The sequence below is a fragment of the Methylobacterium adhaesivum genome, assembly GCF_022179065.1.
GTDB classification, from domain to species: Bacteria; Pseudomonadota; Alphaproteobacteria; order Rhizobiales; family Beijerinckiaceae; genus Methylobacterium; species Methylobacterium adhaesivum.
In genome coordinates, this window is sequence record NZ_BPQD01000001.1 from 35,705 (window position 1) to 55,359 (window position 19,655).

Below are 19,655 nucleotides of genomic sequence, written 5' to 3' on the forward strand. Positions count from 1 at the left end.
CGCGCCACCGGAGGGAGGCGCGGTGCCCCCTTACCCCCGCGCCCACCGCCCCGCCGCCCGGTTCACGGCGCGGCGCAGGGATCGGGAGAGGTCCTCGACCGAATAGGGCTTCCGCAGGAACGGGAACCCGTGGGTGCCCTGTTCGGCGAGCACGTGGCTGTAGCCGGAGGCCAGCACCACCGGCAGGCCGAAATGGCGGTGACGGATCTCCCGCGCCATGTCGATGCCGTTCATGCCCGGCATCACCACGTCGGAGAACACCACGTCGAACCCCGGCGGTTTCGCCAGGATCGCCAGGGCCTCCTCGGCGTTCAGGGCCCAGGCGGTGTCGTAGCCGAGTTCGCGCAGGGCCTGGGTGGCGAAGGCCCCGACCTCCTCGTTGTCCTCCACCACGAGGACACGGGTGCCGTGGCCGTCGGCGAGGGGTTCGGGCTCCTCCTCCGCATCCTCCGCGACCGTCCGCCCAACCTCGCGGGGCAGGTACAGGGTGAAGATGGTGCCCTGGCCGGGCTCGCTCTCGACCACCACCTCGCCGCCCGATTGCTTGGCGAAGCCGAACACCTGGGACAGGCCGAGGCCCGTGCCCTGCCCGACCCCCTTGGTGGTGAAGAACGGCTCGAAGATCCGGTCGAGATCCTCCTCGGCGATGCCCGTTCCGGTGTCGCGCACGGAGACGGCGACGAAGTCGCCGGGGATGCGCGGATGCGCCCGCACGGACGGGATGGCGGAGGCGCCACGCACCCCGATGTCGAGGCGGCCCTCGCCCCCCATGGCGTCGCGGGCATTGATCGCCATGTTCACCAGGGCGGTGTCGAACTGGCTCGGATCGGCGTTGATGAGGTAGGGGATGTCCCGCCCCTCGCGGTTCCGGCTCGGCGAGACCTCGGTCACGACCCGGATGCGCGCGCCCGTCAGCGTCCCGACCATGTCGGCCACGGAGGCGACGCTCTGGCCGACGTCGAACACCTCCGGGGTCAGGGCCTGGCGCCGGGCGAAGGCGAGGAGCTGGCCGGTGAGCTTGGCGGCGCGCGTCACCGTATCCGAGATGGCGCCGATGTAGCGCTGGCGGCGCTCCTCCGGCAGGTCGGGGCGCTTGAGGAGGTCGGTGGAGGAGCGGATCACGGTCAGCAGGTTGTTGAAGTCGTGCGCGACGCCGCCCGTGAGCTGGCCCACGGCCTCGAGCTTCTGGGACTGGCGCAGCTGCTCCTCGAGGGTCCGCCGCTCGGTGACGTCGCGGCCCGCCGCGTAGAAGTGGTCGTCCTGCGGAATCGCGTTCCACGAGATCCAGCGATAGCCGCCGCCCGCCATCTTCATCCGCACGTCGAGGTTGTCGAGGACCACGCCCGTCCGCAGCCCCTCGAAGGCCGCCGCCGCCGCCGGCCTGTCGTCGGGATGGACGTGCTGGCTGAAGTCCGTGCCGACCAGGCTCGATTCGGGCCAGCCGAGCATCTCGGTCCAGGCCGGGTTCACAGCGCGATAAACCCCGTCGAAGCCGCAGATCACGAGGAGGTCGCGGCTCGCCCGCCAGACGAGGTCGCGTTCCGTCGTGCGCTCCCGGGCCGTATCGCGCAGGATGCCCTCGGCCCGGCGCCGGTCGGTGACGTCGTTGAACAGCAGGGCGACCCGATGCTGGACGGGCTCGCCGATCCGCAGGGCCTGGACCTCGAACCAGCGCCCCAGGGCGACGGCGCCGTTCTCGAAACGAACGGCCTCGCCCGACATGGCGACGGCGCCGTAGGTGTCGAGCCAGACCTGCTCCAGGTCGGGCACGAGCTCGCTCACCCAGCGGCCGACCACGTCGTTGAGGCCGGTCTGGCGCGCGAAGGCCGGATTGGCCTCGATGAAGCGGTAGTCGATGGCGCGGCCGTCGGCGTCGAAGCGCAGCTCGATCACGCAGAAGCCGGCATCGAGGGCGTTGAACAGGGTGCGGTAGCGCGCCTCGCTCTCGGCGAGCATGCCCTCCTCGGTGCGGAACCGGGTCACGTCGAGCTGGCTCGCAAAGAAGTAGCGCAGGGTGCCCTCGGAGGTGAACACCGGGCTGACGTAGAGCTCGTTGCGGAACGTGGTCCCGTCGCGGCGATAGTTCAGGATTTCGACCACCACGTCGCGCCGCGCCGCGATGGCGTCGCGGATCCGGGCGACGTCGGCCGGGTCCGTGTCCGGCCCCTGGAGGAAGCGGCAGTTGCGCCCGATCAGCTCCTCGGCCGTGTAGCCGCACAGGTCCTGGAACGCCCGGTTGGCGAACACGATGGGGTTGTCGGGCAGGTTGGGGTCGGTGACGATCTGCGGCATCCGGGTCTTTTCCGCCGCCGTGAACAGGAGATCGGCATCGGCCGCGGAGGTGCGCTGCCCGCGCTCCGGCTGGCGGAGGTGCGAGGTGTTCTTCTCGCGCAACCAGGAGAGTTCGGCCTCGAGTGCGCGATTCTCCCGCCGAAGCCGCTCGATCTCGGTGTCCATACCGCTCGCTTCCATGGGACGCAGCGACCCGTCCGCCCCTGCCCAAACGATCCAGGGCGCGGTTGGGTCCCGCGCGCGCCGCGTTCATGCCACCGATGCGAATCCCGCGTCCATCTTCGGTGTCGGGCCGGCCGGGCTCGTCCGTGGTGTGGGGGACCCGCGATCGGACGCCATGTCACATCCGCGCGGTGATCGAAGCCAGCACCGTCAACGGCGCCCCCGGCTGGTTGTTGAACTGGTTGAACGGCTGCTCGATGTAACGCGCATCCGTGAGGTTCCGGGCGTTGATGGCGAAGCGGTAGCGCTCGTAATCGTAGAACACCGCCGCATCGAGGCGGGTATAGGCCCCGACCTTGTAGCTGTTGTTGAGATCGCCGAACCGGGCGCCGACATAGGTCGCGCCGAAACCGACACCGAAGCCGCGCCATTCGCCGGTCTGGACCTGATAGGTCGACCACACGCTGCCGCTGAACTCGGGCACGCCGATGAGGCGGTTGCCCACCGCGAAGGTGGTGTCCTTGGTGATCTTGGCATCGAGATAGCCGAGACCGCCGATGATCTTCCAGCCCGGCAGGATTTCGCCGGCGATGTCGACCTCGACGCCCTCGGAGCGCTGCGCCCCGGTGATCACCGAGAAGCCGGTGTTGACCGGATCGGTGGCCGAAACGTTCTGGCGGGTGATGCTGAAGGCCGCCGCGCTCACGGTCAGGCGGTCCGGCACGAGGTCGTAGCGGGCGCCGACCTCGTACTGCACGCCCGTCTCGGGCGGCGGATTCGTCGCCCCGAACACGTTGTCGGTCTGCGGTTTGAACGAGTTGGTGTAGCTCGCGTAGAGCGTCAGCGGCTCGATGGGGCGGTAGACGAGGCCGACACGCGGCGAGAAGCCGAACAGCTCCTGCTCGGGCGGGATCGTGCGCGAGGCGGCCGTCCTGCTGAAATAGAACTGGCTGCCGAAGTCCATGCGCGTGCCCAGCAGCAGCTGCAGCCCGGCGCCGAGATCGATCTGGTCCTGCAGGTAGACCCCGTAGAGGTCGTTCCTCTGCTGGAGATCGTTGAGGAACGTGAACGTGCCGAAGTTGATGCGTGGCACGGGGTTGAGGAAGCTCGTGGTCGTCGTGGCGGTGGTCTGCTGGGAGATCGGCCGGCGGTAGCCGTTGGTGTATTCGAAACCGGCGAGGAAGGTGTTGCGGAATCCGAAGGCGTCGAACTTCGCCACCACTTCGGACTGGGTGTCGATGGAGGCAAAGTCCGAGTTCACGATGGAGCCCCGGCGCGTGACCAGGGTTCCGGCGGCGTTCACCGCCGTGGCGCGGGCGGCGAACACGTCGAAGGAGCCCGACTGGACATTGACGATCTGGCGTAGGGTCACGTCCGGGGTGAGGTCGTGCTCGATGCGCAGGGTCGCGAAGTTCGAGGCCCCCGCGTAGCGCGAGTTCGAGGTGCCGTAGAAGCGGGAAATGTTGTCGAGGGGCACCCGGCCCCGGTAGGCGATCAGACCCTCGTCGTACTGGGAATCCTGCCGGGTGATCTCGGCGAGGAACTCGACGCGGGTGTCGGCGGTGGGCGTCCAGGTGAAGGCCGGGGCGACGAAGAAACGGGAATTGGCGCGGCCGTCACCGTAATTGCGGAAGGTGGGGTCGTCCTGCGCGGCGAAGCTCACCCGGCCGGCGAAGCCCTCGGTGCCCGGCAGCGCCCCCGAGACCGAGCCCTGGAGCCGGGCGAAGCCGTAGCTGCCGCCTTGGAGTGTGAGGTCGCCGGACGGCGTCAGGGTGGGGCGTCGGGTGACGATGTTGACGAGGCCGCCGGGGTCGCCGCGTCCGTAGAGCACGGAAGCCGGGCCTTTGAGCACCTCGATGCGCTCGACGTCGGCGAGATCGCGCTGGGTCGAGAGGAAGTTGTTGGCCTGATTCAGGAGAACGCCGTCGATGGCGTAGGTCTGGGTGCGAAAGCCTCGGATCAGGAAGGTGTCCGAGCGGCCCTGGAGGGTGCCGCCGGGCTGGACGTTGCTGACGTTCTGCAGGGCGTCGGAGAGCCGGACGTCCTGGCGATCCTCAATGACCTCGCGCGGCACGACCTGCACGGATTGGGGCGTGTCCCGCAAGGGCGTGTCGGTCCGCGTCGCCGTCGCTGAGCGCGTCGCCCGGTAGCCGACCACGGGGCTCGTCGCGCTCTCGGCCAAGCCGATGCCCGTGCCGGCGACGGACAGTTCCGACAGGGCGACCTCCTGGGGAACGCCGGCGGGCTGAGCGGCGGCGGCAAGGGGCGCCAATCCGCCGAGCACGGCCGCGAGCCGCAGCACGCCGTTCCCGTCCACCTTCGCCATCGCCACCGTTCCCGAATCCGAGCGGGCGCCCCGGCGCTCCGTCAACGCTGCCGTTGAGCGCGCATCACAGAGGCGTGACAAGCACCGGACCGACAGAAAATCGCGCTGTGCGGTCGAGACCAAACAAGCGTGGCACTAAATCAACATCAATGGAATGGAATAATTAAAAAGTACTATTCCTCCCCAGCACAGACCAAGACGTTTGACAAGCTTGCCCGGCCGGCGGTCGCGCCCGGCCTCGCAGGGTCGGCCGTCCGGCGGATCGTGCGCCCGTGGACGGAAGGTGAACGCATCGGTAACCGTTCGGGCTTAATCCGAGACGATCCCTCACACGAAGGCCCGAGATCCCATCGATGACGAGAGACCAGCTCGCCGCCGAACTGACACGTATCGCCAAGCTCCAGCTCAGCGACATCACCCGGGCGGTGAAGAACGGCGAGAAATCCATCGCCCTCAACGAGGTGACGGATCTGGCCCGCCGCCTCAACCTCCTGTCCGACGCCATCGCGGGCCGCCCGGCCCCCGTCGCCGCCCCTGCATCGCCTGCCCCCACCCCCATCGCCCCCACCCCCGTCGCCCATCCGTGAGCGGCGACGGCGAGATCCGCGACACCGTCCCGGCGGGCTCGTCCTGGCGCGACACCCGCAACGCCCGGTCGCGGGCGCGACTCGAGCGCGCCCTGCCGGCGATCTTTCCCGCCCCGGTCCTGCGGCACGCCCTGTCGCGGCCCCTGCTCCCGCCGACCCCGCGTTTGGCCGTGGAGAGCTACTGGCGCGCCCATATCCTGCGGGCTGACCGCCTCGCCCGTGCGCTCGCCGCCCGCTCGGGCGCGCCCGAGGGCTGGACGTGGCGCCTCGGCACGGAGCCGGGCCTCGCCGCGAGCTTCCGCCTGCCGCCCTCGCCCTACCGGGAGCCCGCCCATGCGCGCGGCCGGGGCCATTGCTGCATCTGCGGCCAGCCGGTGTTCCGCTTCGGCTGGCACCGGGACCTGTGGGGGGCCGGCGCGCCCAACAAGAACGCGGCCTGGCATTCGGCCTGCGTCACCGCCTGGAAGTTCTGGTGCGCGCCCGCCGAACAGGTGACCGTGCTCAAGCGCCATCAGGGCCATCGCTGCACGGAATCCGGCAAGCGCCTGTTCAAGACCGCCGAGGTCGATCACCGGGTGCCGCTCTACCGGGTCTGGCGCGAGCACCGGGACGCGCCCTGGCCCGTGCTCCTCGGCTACTGGGGAGCGCCCAACCTCCAGGTGGTCAACCGCGTGGTCCACGTGGCGAAGTGCGGCGCCGAGGCCGGCGAACGGGCCGCCCGCCGCCGGGCCGAGGCCGCCCTCCCCGACGATCCGTTCGCCCTCACGCGCGCCCCAGAAGCGTGAGCCACAGCACGGTGGTGATCGGCGCGAGCAGGGTCGAGACGAGGACGGAGGCCGCGACCAGCCCGGTCTCGGCCCGGTAGCGCACGGCGAGCAGATAGGCGTTGATCCCCACCGGCATGGCGGCGAACAGGGTGGCGACGCCGGCATAGGCCGGCGGCATGGTGAACAGCTTGGTGGCGAGCAGCCACACGACGAGGGGATGCACCACGAGCTTGAGCCCCGAAATGACGAGGGCGCCTGGCAGATCGAACAGCACCTTGTAGCGGGTGAGGCCGGCGCCCAGCGCCACGAGGGCGCAGGTGGAGGCCGTGGACCCGAACCCGTCGATGAGCGAGCGGGCGACGCCCGTCGGCACCACGCCCCCGAGGCGAAGGGCCATGCCGAGCCCCAAGGCCACGAAGATCGGGTTCTTCGCCAGCACGCGGCCGAGCCCGGCCAGACGCTGCCCGAGGCTCCGGCCGCCCTCGGCCTCGATGAGGAAGGTGGCGCAGCCCATCATCAGGGGGAGATGCACGGCGAGCAGCAGGAACAGGGGAAACGCGCCCGCGTCGCCGTAGGCCTGCAGGATCGTCGGGACGCCGACGAAGATGGTGTTCGACTGGCTCGCGGCGAACCCGTGCAGGACGGCGCCCGGGCGGCCGATGCCCGCGCGCCGGGTGGCGATGAGGGAGCCGGCGAGCCACGACACGCCGGCCCCGCCGAAATAGGCGATCCAGTACGACCACGTGACCTCGCCCGTGAGGCCCGGCCGCGTCAGGGTGCCGATGATGAGGGCCGGCACCGCGATGGCGAAGACGTATTCCGACAGGCCGTCGCTGACCCGTTCGGACAGGAGCCCGGTGAGGGCCGCCGCCCAGCCGATCACGATGATCCCGAAGACCGGGGCGATGATGCTGACGGCAGTCATGGAGGCTCGGGGGCTCGACGGGGGGCTGTGGGGAGCGGGCGAAGGGCGCGATTCGGGTTCGGCGGAGGCCGTCACACCGATGCGGGCGCAAGAGCTAACGCAATCTTAAGGACTTATCATCTGCGCCCGTCAGCTGTTTCTTTAATGCCACAGGCCGGTCGCAACTCCCCCTAAACCTCGTTGATTGCCTTAAAAATAGGCAGCTGCTCAAAGGATGACTTTGGCGTACGCCGCTTTCTTTGAGAGTCTTCAATCTACGGAACAAGCCAACACGAAGAGACTTGAATATGGCCCGCCGCAACACCCTCCTCGGACTGACGATCCTTCTCCTGTCATCGACGTATCTTCAGGCTGCGGATCTGCCGAGCAAGGTCGCGGCGCCGGTCGTTCCGGCTTCGTGCAAGGCCGAGATCACGTTCCCGTCCTACGGCGGCATCATCAAGCAGAACCCCAACCCGGCCTGCCTCACCCTCGGGGGCTTCGGCGACATCTACGTCGGCGGCGCGGTGTCGGGCTACTTCTACACCCAGTCCAATCAGTTCCCCACGTCCTTCGCGCCCCCCGGCATCAACGCCGACCGCGCCGCCCGCGCCGACTTCTCGAACCTGATGGGCTTCATCCAGAAGGCGGACGGTCCGTTCCAGTTCTATGCCGCGTTCGGCGCCTACACGATCCCGGGCCTCGGCGCGCCGATCTACAGCGCCATCGAGCAGAACGACCTGCTCTACTCCCCGGTGCCGATCGTGTTCGGCAAGTACGTCTTCAACGACACCTGGTCGATCCAGGGCGGCCGCATGCCGACCCTCATCGGGTCCGAGCTGCCCTTCACCTTCCAGAACCTGAACATCTCCCGCGGCCTCCTGTTCAACCAGGAGAACGTGATCAACCAGGGCGTGCAGGTGAACTACAACGAAGGACCGTGGTCGGCCTCGTTCGCCGCCACGGACGGCTTCTACTCGGGTGAGATCAACTGGGTCACGGGCGCCATCGTCTACAAGATCGACGCCGCCAACACGATCGGCATCAACGGCGGCACGCATTTCAGCAGCTACACCAACTTCGATTCGACCACCCGGCGCGGCCTGCGCTACCAGTTCGCCACGCCCGCGACCCTGCAGAACAGCTCCATCATTAGCGCCAACTACACCTATGCCGACGGCCCGGTGATCGTGACGCCGTACATCCAGTACACCAACGTCGAGCGCAACGACTTCCTCGGCCTCGCCGGCGCCGAGACCTTCGGCGGCGCGGTCCTGGCCAGCTACGCCTTCACCGACAACTTCGCCCTGGCCGGCCGCGTCGAGTACATCACCCAGAGCGGCAACCGCGCCAACTTCCCGGCACAGTCGTCGGTCCTGTACGGCCCCGGCAGCTCGGCGCTGTCCTTCACCGTCACGCCGACCTTCACCTTCGATCGCTACTTCCTGCGCGGCGAGTTCTCGACGGTGCAGCTCTACGACATCACCCGTGGCGAGGTCGCCTTCGGCACCCTCGGCACCGGCTTCGGTCGCACGGGCAACCGGACCTCGCAGGAGCGCTACATGATCGAGACCGGCATCACGTTCTGATCGCCGCCTCCGCGCCGCCCCAAGAAGCCCCCTCCCCCGGAGGGGGCTTCTTTCGTAGGGCGCGCCCCAGCCGGTCGCCCGGGATGCCGAGACGATCCGTCGCCGCCGCGCAAAGGACCGCCAGGGCCTTCGAAAACCGTCCTCCGGGGAAATCCGGATCTGGCGGGAAAGGGCGTTGGGGGAGCCTCCAGCCTCCTGCGCGGGGCTCCATCACGGCACCGCGCCCCCCGCCCCGATCCCCCACGCTCAGCCGACGAAAAACTCTCGCAAAACCGGCTGGACAGGCCGCCGAACGCCCTCTATACCCCCGCTCCACAGGCGGTGCCGCTCACGCGAACCGCCCGTTGCCCAGGTAGCTCAGTTGGTAGAGCATGCGACTGAAAATCGCAGTGTCGGCGGTTCGATCCCGTCTCTGGGCACCATTTTCTTCCTGATCGTCCTGCCGAACCATCAAGCCTTAGGGCCTTGATTTCGGGTCAGGTGTCCCGCTTCCCTCAACGCTTCCTCGACCGCATCGTAGACGCGCTGCATGCCGTCGTCGTTCTGTGCGGGCGGCGGATGCAGCGGCACCATCGGCTCGAAGGACATCGCCTCGGGGTCGAGCGCGGCGGGCTGGCGCTCCTCGGGCGCCTTGCCGGTCACGCCGCCGACGACGGCTCCCAACAGTTTCGCCAGCATCCGCGTCTCCTCCGCCCGGCCACCGTTGAACTAGTCGGGCCGAACCGGTTTCGTTCCACGCCGCGGGGTACTCAGGGCATTGCTCCTTCGGCGACGGCCGGATCGCCGGGCCGGACTTCAGCGCAGGCCGCGCATCGCCATCTCCTCCGGCGCCCGTTCGGCCGCCGCCTGGCGCGCCAGGAGCGTGGCGAGGTCGACGGGGCGGTAATCCCACGCGTCCGCCCCGACATCGCAGGCCCGGCTGGTGTCGGGCAGGCAGGCATGGGTGTGGCCGTAGAGGTGGCGGGTCTCGCGCCAGAACCCCGGCCAGGAGCGGTGCGGATAATGCGATAGGAACAGGCGCCAGGGTGCCCCGTCGGCGGCGTGCACCGTGATCCGGGCGTTCTCCACCGGCGGCTCGGCCCAGGGCAGGTCGAGGACACGGTTGGTGTCGTGGTTGCCGCGCACGAGGCGCTTGATGCCGTTGAGGCGGGCGAACACCGCGGCGCATTGCGCGCGGCTGGCCCCGGCGGCGAAGTCGCCGAGGTGCCACACGGCGTCGTCGGGGCCGACGACGGCGTTCCAGCGGGCGATCAGGGCCGCGTCGTGGGCTTCGACGGAGCCGAAGGCGGTGCGCCGACGCTGCACGAGGGGCGCGTCTCCGAAATGCGTATCGGACGTGAAGAAGGTTGCCATGTCCCGGGCGAGATGGCGCGGCCGGCCCCGCCCGCAAGCGGGCGCGATGTCGCCTCGAAGGCTCCCCTGGGCTTTTGGCGGGCCGCACTCTAGCTCTGGAGGCACAGCCTCGAAGGAACAGCCCTTGCCGACCACACGCAGCCGATTCATTCCCCTCGCCGCCGCCCTGGCCCTGTGCCTGCCCGCCGTCTCCGGCGCCCTCGGCCAGACAGCCGCTACCGCCGCCAAGCCGGCGGCTCCGGCCGCCGCGCAGGATCCGGCGACCCTGAAGATCGCGCGCGAGGTGGTGGGTCAGATGCAGGGCGATCGGGCCACCACCCTGAACGCCATGGCCAGCCCCATGGCCGGCATGATGCAGCAGATGGGTATCCGCGAGCCGGATCGGGCGCAGGTCATCGTCCGGGACGTGGTCCTGCCGCTGCTCACCGCCCATTACGATGATCTCCTCGACATCCAGGCCCGCAGCTTCGCGAGTGTCCTGACCAAGGAGGACCTTCAGGCCATCGGGACGTTCTACGCGTCCCCGGCCGGCCGCCGCCTCGCCGCCGCCCAGCCGCAGCTCGCCCAGGCGCAGCTGACGGGCACGACGCAGTGGATGCAGGCCCTGATGCCGGAGATGCAGGCGAAGATCGTGCAGCTCATCAAGGCGAACGGCTGGGCCCAGGACAAGGCCAAGTGAGCTGTTTCCGGACGTGAGCTGTTTCCGGCCGCTCTCCGGTCGGTGACACCGGGAAGCGCGGGCGCCCGCGCGTTCCGGGCCGGGCGATTGCCGAGAGCGTTCGGGACGGTCGGACGTCCCGCCAGGCTTCGTCGTCCCGGGGCCGCGCAGCGGAACCCGGGACCCCGCAGCACCGGGCCCACAAGGTCCAGCGCCGTCGGCGGCCTCCCTAGGCCGGGCCGCCCCCAACCTCGGCAGCCGCGCTCTTCATCACGCCGGCCACGAGCCCGTAGGTCTCGACCCAGGCCTCGCGCACCGCCGGGGTGAAATCCGGGCCGAGGCCCTGTTCCAGGGTCCAGAGCAGGGCCGCGCCGACGGGCTCGTAATGGGCGGCCTGGGTGCCGAAGGCGACGTGCTGACGGCCGAGGGTCTGCAGGGCCGGGACCACGGTGTCGGGCTTGTGGAGGTTCGTCACGGCGAGGCTCAGCATGGCCATGAGCTTCTTCTTCTGCTCGCGCATGTCCTCCGGGAACATCGGCCGGACCGCGGGGGCGATCTCGAACAGGCGCCCGTAGAAGAGATCGGCCGCGGTGTCGGCGATGGGCCGGACCTTCGCGAAACTGTCCTGGACCAGGGTCACTTGTTCGGGGGTCATCGCACTCTCGCCGTTGGAGCCCGCAGGGGGAGTCGTCGAAGCCTCAGGCGACGCGCCTTCGCTGCTCCTCACGAATCCGTTATCGACGATAGCGTAATCTCGTGCCCTGAAACCGGTCCATCTGCCGAAATCGCCGCGACGACGCCGATTTCCATGGCGGCGGCCAGCAACCCGGCCCGTCTCCTCGGCCGAATTGCATCGCGACCCGAAGCCTGTTCGAGGGGAATCCTTGTCGCCGCGCAACGCTCTGCTCGCGGAACAGGCACAGCACCTTTCGCGACATCGCATCGAGGGACTTCGCCGAACGTCCGATGCTGGACGGATCCTGCTTCGAGCCCCGGCGGCGCGGGACAGCTTCGGAGATCCCTAATCGGCGAGGCTGGACGGCGCCTGCCACACCACTCCGGCATGCTCGCGGATGTCACCGTTCCGGCTGCCCGTATCGGCGTCGCTGGTCCAGGCGCCGGGCTCGGCCACCGCCACGATGGTGTCGTCGGGATAGGCCGCCGACAGGAACAGCCGGGCCTCGCCCTCGGCGGCGGCGCGGACGGTGACGAGGGGCTTCGGCCCTTCGGCGGATCGGATGTCGGCGATGAAGAGCTTCGTCATGGTCGCGGTCCTCGGGGCGGTTGCAGCGGTGTCGACGGGGCAACGCGCGGCGACGGAACAGGTCTCATCCGCGATGCAAGCGCGAAGGACACCCGCGTGATTGCCCGGGAGTGTGACAGCGCGTACGCGAAACCGTTCGCGCGGCCGGGATTTGTTATCGCGATCACGGCCGAATACCGGCCGCCCCTTAAGTTGAACGAAGGTTTTTCCATGAAGACGCTTCTCCTCGTCGGCGCCGCCTTGTTCGCCGCCGCGCCGGCCGTCGCCCAGGTGGGGGCACCGTCCCAGCCCGGCTCGACCGGCACCGTCGTCCAGCAGGAGTCGAACACCACCGGCAACGACGCCAACGTCTCCGTCTCGCGCGGTCCCACGGGCGCCGACACTGCGACGACCGACTCGGCAGCTGGAGGCAACGCCTCGCGGCCGGAGCAGGCGGTCCCCAACGGTAGCGCCAACGGCGGCGGCCGCTGAGCCTCATCGGCCCGGCGACGCCGCGCCCGTGCGGCGTCCCGACCCGCGAGAGGCGGACATCGGCGGGAACCGGCGGGCTTTCGCCGGCTTGATGGGGAGTATGTGCGATGCACGCGGCCTCGGCTTCGGGCCCTGCATCGCTTGGCGGGGGAATGGCTTTTCCGTCCGCTCAACGTGAAGGATCGATTATGGCAACGACGAATTCCACCTCGGGTCAGCGTCTGCACGAGACCCAGAACGGCACCAAGTCCAACGCCAAGAAGGTGTCCACCGACGCCCTCAACGCCCGTCTGGCGGATGGCATCGATCTGGCGCTGGCGGTGAAGCAGGCGCACTGGAACCTGAAGGGGCCGCAGTTCATCGGCATCCACGAGATGCTCGACGGTTTCCGCACGGAACTCGACGACTACAACGACAAGGTCGCGGAGCGCATCACCCAGCTCGGCGGCACGGCGCGCGGCACCGCGGCGGCCGTGGCGGGCGCCTCGCAGCTCGCGCCCTATCCGCTCGACGCCTACGCCATCGCCGACCACGTCTCGGCCCTCATCGACCGGTACGCCGTCTACGCCAACGCCGTGCGCCAGAACATCGACGACACCGACGAGGCGGGAGACGCCGGCACGGCGGACCTGTTCACGGAGGTCTCGCGCGGCGTCGACAAGCAGCTGTGGTTCCTCGAGGCCCACGTGCAGGAGCCGACCGGCCAGATGCGCGACGGCGACCACGCCGGCAAGCGCTGAGGCGCCTTCGCCAGGGACCGAAATGACGAAGGGCGCCGGTCTCCGGCGCCCTTTCTTCGTTCTGGCTTCCTCTTCGTCACGCCCCTACAGGAACGGCGCCGGATCCCGTTCGCGCTTCGGGGGGCGCACGTCGTTGCGGTTCCACCAGCCGCCGCCGAGCGCCTGGAACAGGGCCGCCGTGTCGGCGTACTGGTTGGCCCGCGCCGCCGCCGAAGTGACGATGGCCGAGAGGTACGATTGCTGGGCGATGAGCACCTGCGTGCTGTTGATGGCGCCTGCGGTGTACTGCTTGCGGATGAGGTCGAGGCTCTGGCTCGTCGCCTTCTCGGCGGCGGCCGCCGCCGCCACGGCCTGGGCGTCCGATTGCAGGGCGCGCAGGGCGTCGGCGACGTTCTGGAAGGCGCCGATGACCACGGCGCGGTACTGGGCCTGGGCCTGGTCGAGGGTTTCCTCCGCCGCGCGCTGGCGGCGGAACAGGGTGCCGGCGTCGAAGATCGGCTGCGCCACGGTGCCGACGATGCCGTAGAACGTCGCCGCCGAACTCGCGAGCTGGGCGATCTTCACGGCGCTCGACCCGCCATTGGCGGTGATGTTGAACTGCGGCAGGCGGTTGGCGACGGCGACGCCGACGAGGGCGCTCGCCTGCATCACGTTGGCCTCGGCCGCCTTCACGTCGGGGCGCTGCTGCACGAGGTTGGAGGGTAGGCTCACGGGCAGCCGCGTCGGCAGGCGCAGGGATGCGAGGGTGAAGGTCTGCGAGATCTCCTCGCTCGGGAAGCGCCCGACGAGGGCGGTGAGCAGGTTGCGCTGAATCGCGAGCTGCTTCTCCAGGGGCGGCAGCAGCTGCATCGACACCGAGAGGGCCGCCTGCTGCACCACCACGTCGGCCCCGGCGATCTGCCCGAGGGAGAGCTGCTTGTTGTAGAGGGTCAGCACCTCGGTCTGGGCCTGGATCACCCGCTTCGTCGCGTCGATCTGGGCGCGCAGGGACGCTTCCTGGATCGCCGCCAGGACCACGTTGGCGGTGAGCGAGAGGTAGGCGGCCTCGAGCTGGAAGCGCTGATTCTCGGCCTGGGCCTCCAGGGACTCGATCTGGCGCTGGTTGCCGCCGAACACGTCGGGGGTGAACGAGACCGTCACCTGCGGGGTGTAGAGGCTGTAGAACAGCTGGCGCTGGTCGTTGAGGGGGCTCTGAAGGGCGCCGCCCGGCACCTTCTGGCGCGAGCCGAGGCCGTTGGCCGTCACCACCGGGAACAGGGTGCCGCGCTGGGCCTCGACGTTCTGTTGCGCGATGCGCAGGGCGGCCTGGGCCGCGTCGAGGTTCGGGTTGTTGGCGAGCGCCTCTTCCACGAGGCGGTTGAGGGGGGCCGAGTGGAACAGGGTCCACCACTGGCCCGGCACATCGGCCCCGGCGATGAAGTTCTGGTCGGCCGAGCCGCCCTGGCGCGTCGTCACCGTGTCCGTCGCCGTCGGATTGGCCAGCGGCTCGCGGGTGTAGCGGGTCACCGGCGGATCGGTGGGGGGCACGAAGTCGGGGCCGACCATGCAGCCGCCGAGAAGACCCGGGAGGGCCGCGAGCACGGCGGCGACGCCGGCCGTGCGCAGGGCCGCGACGCCGGCCGTGCGCAGGGCGGCCCCGGAGGCTTTCGTGGTGCGTCGCATGGTGAGGCCGATTCCGCCGGGGCTCCGTCGCTCGTAGAGGCGATGGTGCGCCGCGGGAGTCAACGCGACCGCGTGCGCGTCGGCCACGCTTTCACCCGCCTGTGTCGCCCGCATCACGCGAATTCCGCCCGGGCCGCCGCGTGCGCGGCCTCCGGCGGGTGCATGCCCGGCGCCGGCTTGCGGCGCGAGAACAGGCCGATGAGGATCGGCACCACCACGAGGATGAGGTTGGGGGCGAGCATGATGCCGCCCACCACCACGAGGGCCAGGGGCTTCTGCACCTGCGAGCCGATGCCCGTGGAGACCGCCGCCGGCAGGAGGCCGACGCAGGCGGCCACACAGGTCATCATCACCGGGCGCATGCGCACGTTGGCCGCCTGCCACACGGCGGCGGCCCGCTCCCAGCCCTCGTCGAGGAGCTGGTTGTAGTACGAGAGCAGAATCACGCCCTCCATGGTCGAGATGCCGAACAGGGCGATGAAGCCGATGGCCGCCGAGATCGAGAACGGCGTGAGCGTCAGCGCCAGGGCGAAGATGCCGCCGATCATCGCCATCGGGATCACGCTGAGCGTCAGCAGCATGTCGGTGAGCGAGGCGAAGTTGACGTAGAGCAGCAGGGCGATGAGCGCGATGGTGATCGGCACCACGACGCTCAGGCGCGCCACGGCGTCCTGCAGGTTGGTGAACTGGCCGACCCATTCGAGGTGGAAGCCGGACGGCAGGGTCACCTCCTGGGCGATCCGGCTCTGGGCTTCGAGGACCGCGCCGCCCAGATCGCGCCCGCGCACCGAGAACTTCACCGGGATGTAGCGCTCCTGGTTCTCGCGGTAGATGAAGGCCGCCCCCGAGGTCAGTTCCACGGTGGCGATCTCGGAGAGCGGAACGGGGATGATGCCGCCGGCGGGGTTGGTCGCCCCCACCGTGATGTTGCGGATGGTCTCCAGGCTGCTGCGGTATTCGGAGGCGAGGCGCACCCGCATGGGGAAGTGCCGGTCCGAGCCGTACTCGTAGAGGTCGCCCGCCGTCTGGCCGCCGATGGCCGCCTGGACGGTGGTGTTGACGTCGCCGGGGGCGAGGCCGAACCGCGCGGCCTTGCGCCGGTCGATGTCGATGCGGACCGTGGGCTGGCCCAGCGACGCGAAGACCGAGAGGTCGGCGATGCCGGGGATCCTGGCCAGCGACGCCTTCACGGCTTCCGCCGTCCGGGTGAGTTCGACGAGGTCGTTGCCGTAGATCTTGACGGAATTCTCGCCCTTCACGCCGGACGCCGCCTCCTGGACGTTGTCCTCGATGTACTGGGAGAAGTTGAACTCGATGCCGGGAAACGCCTCGTCGAGCTGCTTCGACAGGGTGCGCACGAGCCCCTCCTTGTCGAGGCCCGGCCGCCACTGGTCGATGGGTTTGAGGGGCGCCAGGATCTCGACGTTGAAGAAGCCCGTGGCGTCGGTGCCGTCGTCGGGGCGGCCCTGGTGGGACAGGACGGTCACCACCTCGGGCACGTCGGCGATGATCTTGCGCAGGCGCTCGACATAGGCGTTGCCGGCCTCGAGCGAGATCGAGGCCGGCATGGTGCCGCGGATGTAGAGGTTGCCCTCCTCGAGCTTCGGCAGGAATTCGAGGCCCAGCGTCCGGGCGGCGATGGCCGAGGCGCCGAGCATCGCCGCCACCACGAGGAGCGACAGCAGCTTGTGGCGCAGGCCGAAGCGCAGGATGATCACGTGGCCGAAGCGCAGCAGGCGCACCACCAGGGTGTCGCGCTCCTCGACATGGTTCGGCAGGATCAGGGCCGAGAGGGCGGGCGAGACCGTGAAGGTGGCGAGCAACCCGCCGACGAGGGCGTAGGCGTAGGTCTTGGCCATGGGGCCGAAGATGTGGCCCTCCACACCCGTGAGCGTGAACAGCGGCAGGAAGCCGACGATGATGATCGTCGCCGAGAAGAAGATCGCCCGGTTCACCTCCGCCCCCGCGATCGCGATGGTGCCGAGCCGCCCCATGAGGCCGCCGGGCGCCCTCTGGCCCTCGCTGTGCTCCGGCTCGGCCACGTGGCGAAAGACGTTCTCGACCATGATCACCGTGGCATCGACGATGAGGCCGAAATCGATGGCGCCGAGCGACAGGAGGTTGGCCGAATCCCCGCGTATCACGAGGATCAGGATCGCGAACCCGAGGGCGAACGGAATCGTCGCCGCCACGATGATGGCGCTGCGCAAGCTCCCTAGGAACATCCACTGCACCACGAAGACGAGCACCACGCCGAAGACGAGGTTGTGCATCACCGTATGGGTGGTGGTGTGGATGAGGCCGCTGCGGTCGTAGATCCGCTCCACCTTCACGTCGGGGGGCAGGATGCCGCTGGCGTTGATCTTGTCGATCTCGGCCTCCACGAGGCGCAGGGTCGGCAGGCTCTGGCCGCCCCGGCTCATGAGCACGATGCCCTCGACGATGTCGCTCTGGCCGTCATGGCCGACGATGCCGAGGCGCGGCGCGTTGGAGACGCGGACATCGGCGACGTCGCGCACGAGGACCGGCACGCCGCCGACCTGGGTCAGCATCGTGTCGCGGATGTCGTCCATGTCGCGGATGAGGCCGACGCCGCGCACCACCGCCGACTGCTCGCCGACGTTGAGGGTCTGGCCGCCGACGTTGATGCTCGAATTGTTGAGCGCGGTCACGAGCTGGACCAGGGTCAGGCCCTGGGCCTGGAGCCGGGCGAGATCGACGGCGATCTCGTATTCCTTGGTCTTGCCGCCGAAGGCCGTGACGTCGACGACGCCGGGAATCGCCTTGAAGCGGCGCTGCAGCACCCAGTCCTGCAGGGTCTTCAGCTCCGTCGAGGAGTAGCCGGCCGGGCCCGTCACCTTGTAGCGCATGATCTCGCCGACGGGGGAGGTCGGCGAGATCTGCGGCTGGGCGCCGCCCGGCAGGGGCGGCAGCTGCGACAGGCGGTTGAGCACCCGCTGCAGGGCCTCCTGGTAGGTGAAGTTGTAGTTGAACTGCACCTTCACGTCGGAGAGGCCGAACAGCGAGATGGTGCGCACCACCGTGGCGTTGGGGATGCCGGCGAGCTGCACCTCCAGGGGAATCGTGATGTAGCGCTCGATCTCGTCGGCCGATTGCCCGGGATTCTGCGTGATGACGTCGACGAGCGGCGGCACCGGGTCGGGATAGGCCTCGATGTTGAGCTGCGTGTAGCTGGCATAGCCCAGCGCCATCATGGCCACGAACATGAGGAACACCAGCACGCGCTGGCGCAGGGCGAAGACGATCAGGTTGTTCATCGCGCGCGGGTCATGGTCGGCCGATCAGGGCTGGGAACGAGAGTGGTCTTGCAGAGAGGGGCTTGGACGAAGGAGCGTCTTGGGCGACGCGGAGGCCGGCCCACGGCAGATGTCCAGATGTCGGCATGAAGCGCGACGGCGCTCCCTCTCCGGAAAGGAGAGGGAGCGCCGTCACACGACACGAGGGAGGCAGGTACGCTCCGAACCATCCGTCCGGCCCGGCTCAGGACGCCTTGTCGCCGCTGACCGCGCGATCCATGAACACGGCGCCGCGGGTGACGATCGCCTCGCCCGCGCTCAGGCCCTCGACGACCTGGACCATGTCCTTGTTGGCGAGCCCCAGGGTGACTGTGCGGGCCTCGATGGCGCCGTCGGGCCGCGCGATCCAGACCTGGGCGCGGCGGCCCTCGTAGACGACGGCCGCCGTCGGCACCGCCGGCGCGGCCTGACCCGCCCCGGTGAAGATCGTGAACGAGGCGAACATCTCGGGCTTGAGCACCCGGTCGGGATTCTCCACCTCGCTGCGCACGGAGAGCCGCCGGGTCGCGGGATCGAGGCTGGCGGCCATGTAGTCGACCTTCGCTTTGAAGATGCGGCTGCCGAAGCCCGCCACCCGCGCCTCGACCTCCTGGCCGAGGCGGATCTTCGGGATCTCGCTCTCGCGCACGTTGGCCACGAGCCAGACCGTGGAGAGGTCGCCGATGACGAAGACGGGGTCGGACGAGGCGCTGAGATACTGCCCGATGCCGACCTTGCGCTGGACGATGGTGCCGGCGATGGGCGCCCGGATCTGCGTCTCGGGGCTCATGGTGCCGCTCTTCTCGTAGGCGGCGATCTCCGCATCCGACTTGCCGAGGAGGCGCAGGCGGTTCTTCACCGCCTGGAGGCTCGCCTCGGCGGTCTTCAGGTCGCTCTGGGCGCCGATCACGTCGTTCTGGGCCGACTGGTAGTCCTTCAGGGCCACGGCTTTGGCCTGGAACAGCTCCTGCTGGCGGGCCGCGATGGTCATGTCGAGCTTGAGCAGGGCGGTGGTCTTGGCGATGGTGTTGAGCGCCGCCTGATAGTCGCTCTGGGCCTGGACCATGTCGGTGGCCTCCAGGGTGAGGAGCACGTCGCCGGCCTTCACCTCGTCGCCCGCCCGCACCAGCACCTTCGTCACGCGGCCCGAATAGGGCGTGATGACGGGCACGTTGTCGTCGTCGTTGAGCGCGATGCGCCCCTCGGCCATGCCCTCGGGCCGGAAAGTCCGGGTCTCGACGGCGGCGATCTGCAGGGCCGCGCGCTGGGCCGGGGTCGGGCGGAACGTCCGCGCGACGGGCCCGGCGCGTTCGGCCGCCTCCTCGGAGGCGGTCTCCTCGGAGCCCGACGTGATCCGGGCCAGGCGCTCGCGCACGGTGGCGAGCGCCCAGCCGGCGAAGGCCGAATCGCGCTCCGACCAGGCGATGGCACCGAGGCCGACGCAGACCGCCAGCCCGAGCCCGAGCATGAGTTTGGAGATGCCCTTCCGGGGACCTGTCGACATGGTGAGCTTTCCGGACGGCCGGGACGCGGTGGAGGGAACGGGGATTTTACGAAACTTGGAAGGTCCGAACCGTCACGCCC

The 19,655-nt window shown here is 69.4% G+C and carries 16 protein-coding genes and 1 tRNA gene; 7 read left to right on the plus strand and 10 right to left on the minus strand.

What is annotated here, in order from left to right; all coding sequences use genetic code 11:
* Nucleotides 1–30: 30 nt before the first annotated feature.
* On the minus strand, nucleotides 31–2,457 hold the full coding sequence (locus MFF01_RS00135; RefSeq protein ID WP_283207146.1) for a PAS domain S-box protein: 2,427 nt from the start codon (nucleotides 2,455–2,457) through the stop codon (nucleotides 31–33).
* A 175-nt stretch (nucleotides 2,458–2,632) separates the two neighbouring features.
* Nucleotides 2,633–4,780, minus strand: a complete 2,148-nt coding sequence (locus MFF01_RS00145; RefSeq protein WP_238221096.1) for a TonB-dependent siderophore receptor — start codon at nucleotides 4,778–4,780, stop codon at nucleotides 2,633–2,635.
* 353 nt (nucleotides 4,781–5,133) lie between these two features.
* Between MFF01_RS00145 and MFF01_RS00150 the strand changes: the two genes are divergently transcribed.
* Nucleotides 5,134–5,367: a hypothetical protein gene (locus tag MFF01_RS00150; protein WP_238221097.1), complete on the plus strand. Its 234-nt coding sequence runs from the start codon at nucleotides 5,134–5,136 to the stop codon at nucleotides 5,365–5,367.
* Entirely contained in the window at nucleotides 5,364–6,152 is a 789-nt protein-coding gene (locus MFF01_RS00155) for a hypothetical protein (RefSeq protein WP_238221098.1), read from the plus strand. Before MFF01_RS00150 ends, MFF01_RS00155 begins: the two co-directional genes overlap by 4 nt.
* Here MFF01_RS00155 and MFF01_RS00160 read toward each other — a convergent pair.
* Nucleotides 6,130–7,059: an AEC family transporter gene (locus MFF01_RS00160; RefSeq protein WP_238221099.1), complete on the minus strand. Its 930-nt coding sequence runs from the start codon at nucleotides 7,057–7,059 to the stop codon at nucleotides 6,130–6,132. The two genes, MFF01_RS00155 and MFF01_RS00160, sit on opposite strands and share 23 nt — an antisense overlap.
* 287 nt (nucleotides 7,060–7,346) lie before the next feature.
* On the opposite strand from MFF01_RS00160, the gene MFF01_RS00165 reads away from it, so the two are divergent.
* Both MFF01_RS00165 and MFF01_RS00170 read left to right on the plus strand, forming a co-directional pair.
* Nucleotides 7,347–8,627, plus strand: a complete 1,281-nt coding sequence (locus MFF01_RS00165; protein WP_238221100.1) for an outer membrane beta-barrel protein — start codon at nucleotides 7,347–7,349, stop codon at nucleotides 8,625–8,627.
* Nucleotides 8,628–8,973: 346 nt separating this feature from the next.
* A tRNA-Phe gene (locus tag MFF01_RS00170) sits at nucleotides 8,974–9,049 on the plus strand.
* A gap of 28 nt (nucleotides 9,050–9,077) precedes the next feature.
* Here the strand turns inward: MFF01_RS00170 and MFF01_RS00175 are convergent.
* A complete protein-coding gene (locus MFF01_RS00175; RefSeq protein ID WP_238221101.1) occupies nucleotides 9,078–9,305 on the minus strand; it encodes a 3'-5' exonuclease family protein in 228 nt (75 codons plus the stop codon).
* A gap of 117 nt (nucleotides 9,306–9,422) precedes the next feature.
* Complete coding sequence (locus MFF01_RS00180; RefSeq protein WP_238221102.1) at nucleotides 9,423–9,980, minus strand: metallophosphoesterase; 558 nt, start codon at nucleotides 9,978–9,980, stop codon at nucleotides 9,423–9,425.
* Nucleotides 9,981–10,104: 124 nt separating this feature from the next.
* On the opposite strand from MFF01_RS00180, the gene MFF01_RS00185 reads away from it, so the two are divergent.
* Nucleotides 10,105–10,659 (plus strand): DUF2059 domain-containing protein, encoded by a 555-nt coding sequence (locus MFF01_RS00185; protein WP_238221103.1) that lies wholly within the window; start codon nucleotides 10,105–10,107, stop codon nucleotides 10,657–10,659.
* A gap of 208 nt (nucleotides 10,660–10,867) precedes the next feature.
* Here MFF01_RS00185 and MFF01_RS00190 read toward each other — a convergent pair whose 3' ends face one another.
* A complete protein-coding gene (locus tag MFF01_RS00190) occupies nucleotides 10,868–11,293 on the minus strand; it encodes a globin family protein (protein WP_238221104.1) in 426 nt (141 codons plus the stop codon).
* A gap of 366 nt (nucleotides 11,294–11,659) precedes the next feature.
* On the minus strand, nucleotides 11,660–11,902 hold the full coding sequence (locus tag MFF01_RS00195; protein ID WP_238221105.1) for a hypothetical protein: 243 nt from the start codon (nucleotides 11,900–11,902) through the stop codon (nucleotides 11,660–11,662).
* 210 nt (nucleotides 11,903–12,112) lie between these two features.
* Here MFF01_RS00195 and MFF01_RS00200 point away from each other — a divergent pair, with 210 nt between their 5' ends.
* Nucleotides 12,113–12,373: a hypothetical protein gene (locus MFF01_RS00200; protein ID WP_238221106.1), complete on the plus strand. Its 261-nt coding sequence runs from the start codon at nucleotides 12,113–12,115 to the stop codon at nucleotides 12,371–12,373.
* A gap of 188 nt (nucleotides 12,374–12,561) precedes the next feature.
* Entirely contained in the window at nucleotides 12,562–13,113 is a 552-nt protein-coding gene (gene dps, locus MFF01_RS00205) for a DNA starvation/stationary phase protection protein Dps (protein WP_238221107.1), read from the plus strand.
* An 84-nt stretch (nucleotides 13,114–13,197) separates the two neighbouring features.
* On the opposite strand, the gene MFF01_RS00210 is transcribed toward dps, so the two are convergent.
* From MFF01_RS00210 to MFF01_RS00220, 3 genes are all read right to left on the minus strand, one after another.
* The gene (locus MFF01_RS00210) at nucleotides 13,198–14,889 is read right to left on the minus strand and encodes an efflux transporter outer membrane subunit (RefSeq protein ID WP_238221108.1); all 1,692 of its coding nucleotides are present in this window, start codon (nucleotides 14,887–14,889) and stop codon (nucleotides 13,198–13,200) included.
* Nucleotides 14,889–18,053, minus strand: a complete 3,165-nt coding sequence (locus tag MFF01_RS00215) for an efflux RND transporter permease subunit (protein WP_238221109.1) — start codon at nucleotides 18,051–18,053, stop codon at nucleotides 14,889–14,891. Before MFF01_RS00215 ends, MFF01_RS00210 begins: the two co-directional genes overlap by 1 nt.
* Before the next feature lie 223 nt (nucleotides 18,054–18,276).
* Nucleotides 18,277–19,575, minus strand: coding sequence for an efflux RND transporter periplasmic adaptor subunit (locus tag MFF01_RS00220; RefSeq protein ID WP_238221110.1), 1,299 nt, complete (start codon nucleotides 19,573–19,575; stop codon nucleotides 18,277–18,279).
* Nucleotides 19,576–19,655: the final 80 nt, after the last annotated feature.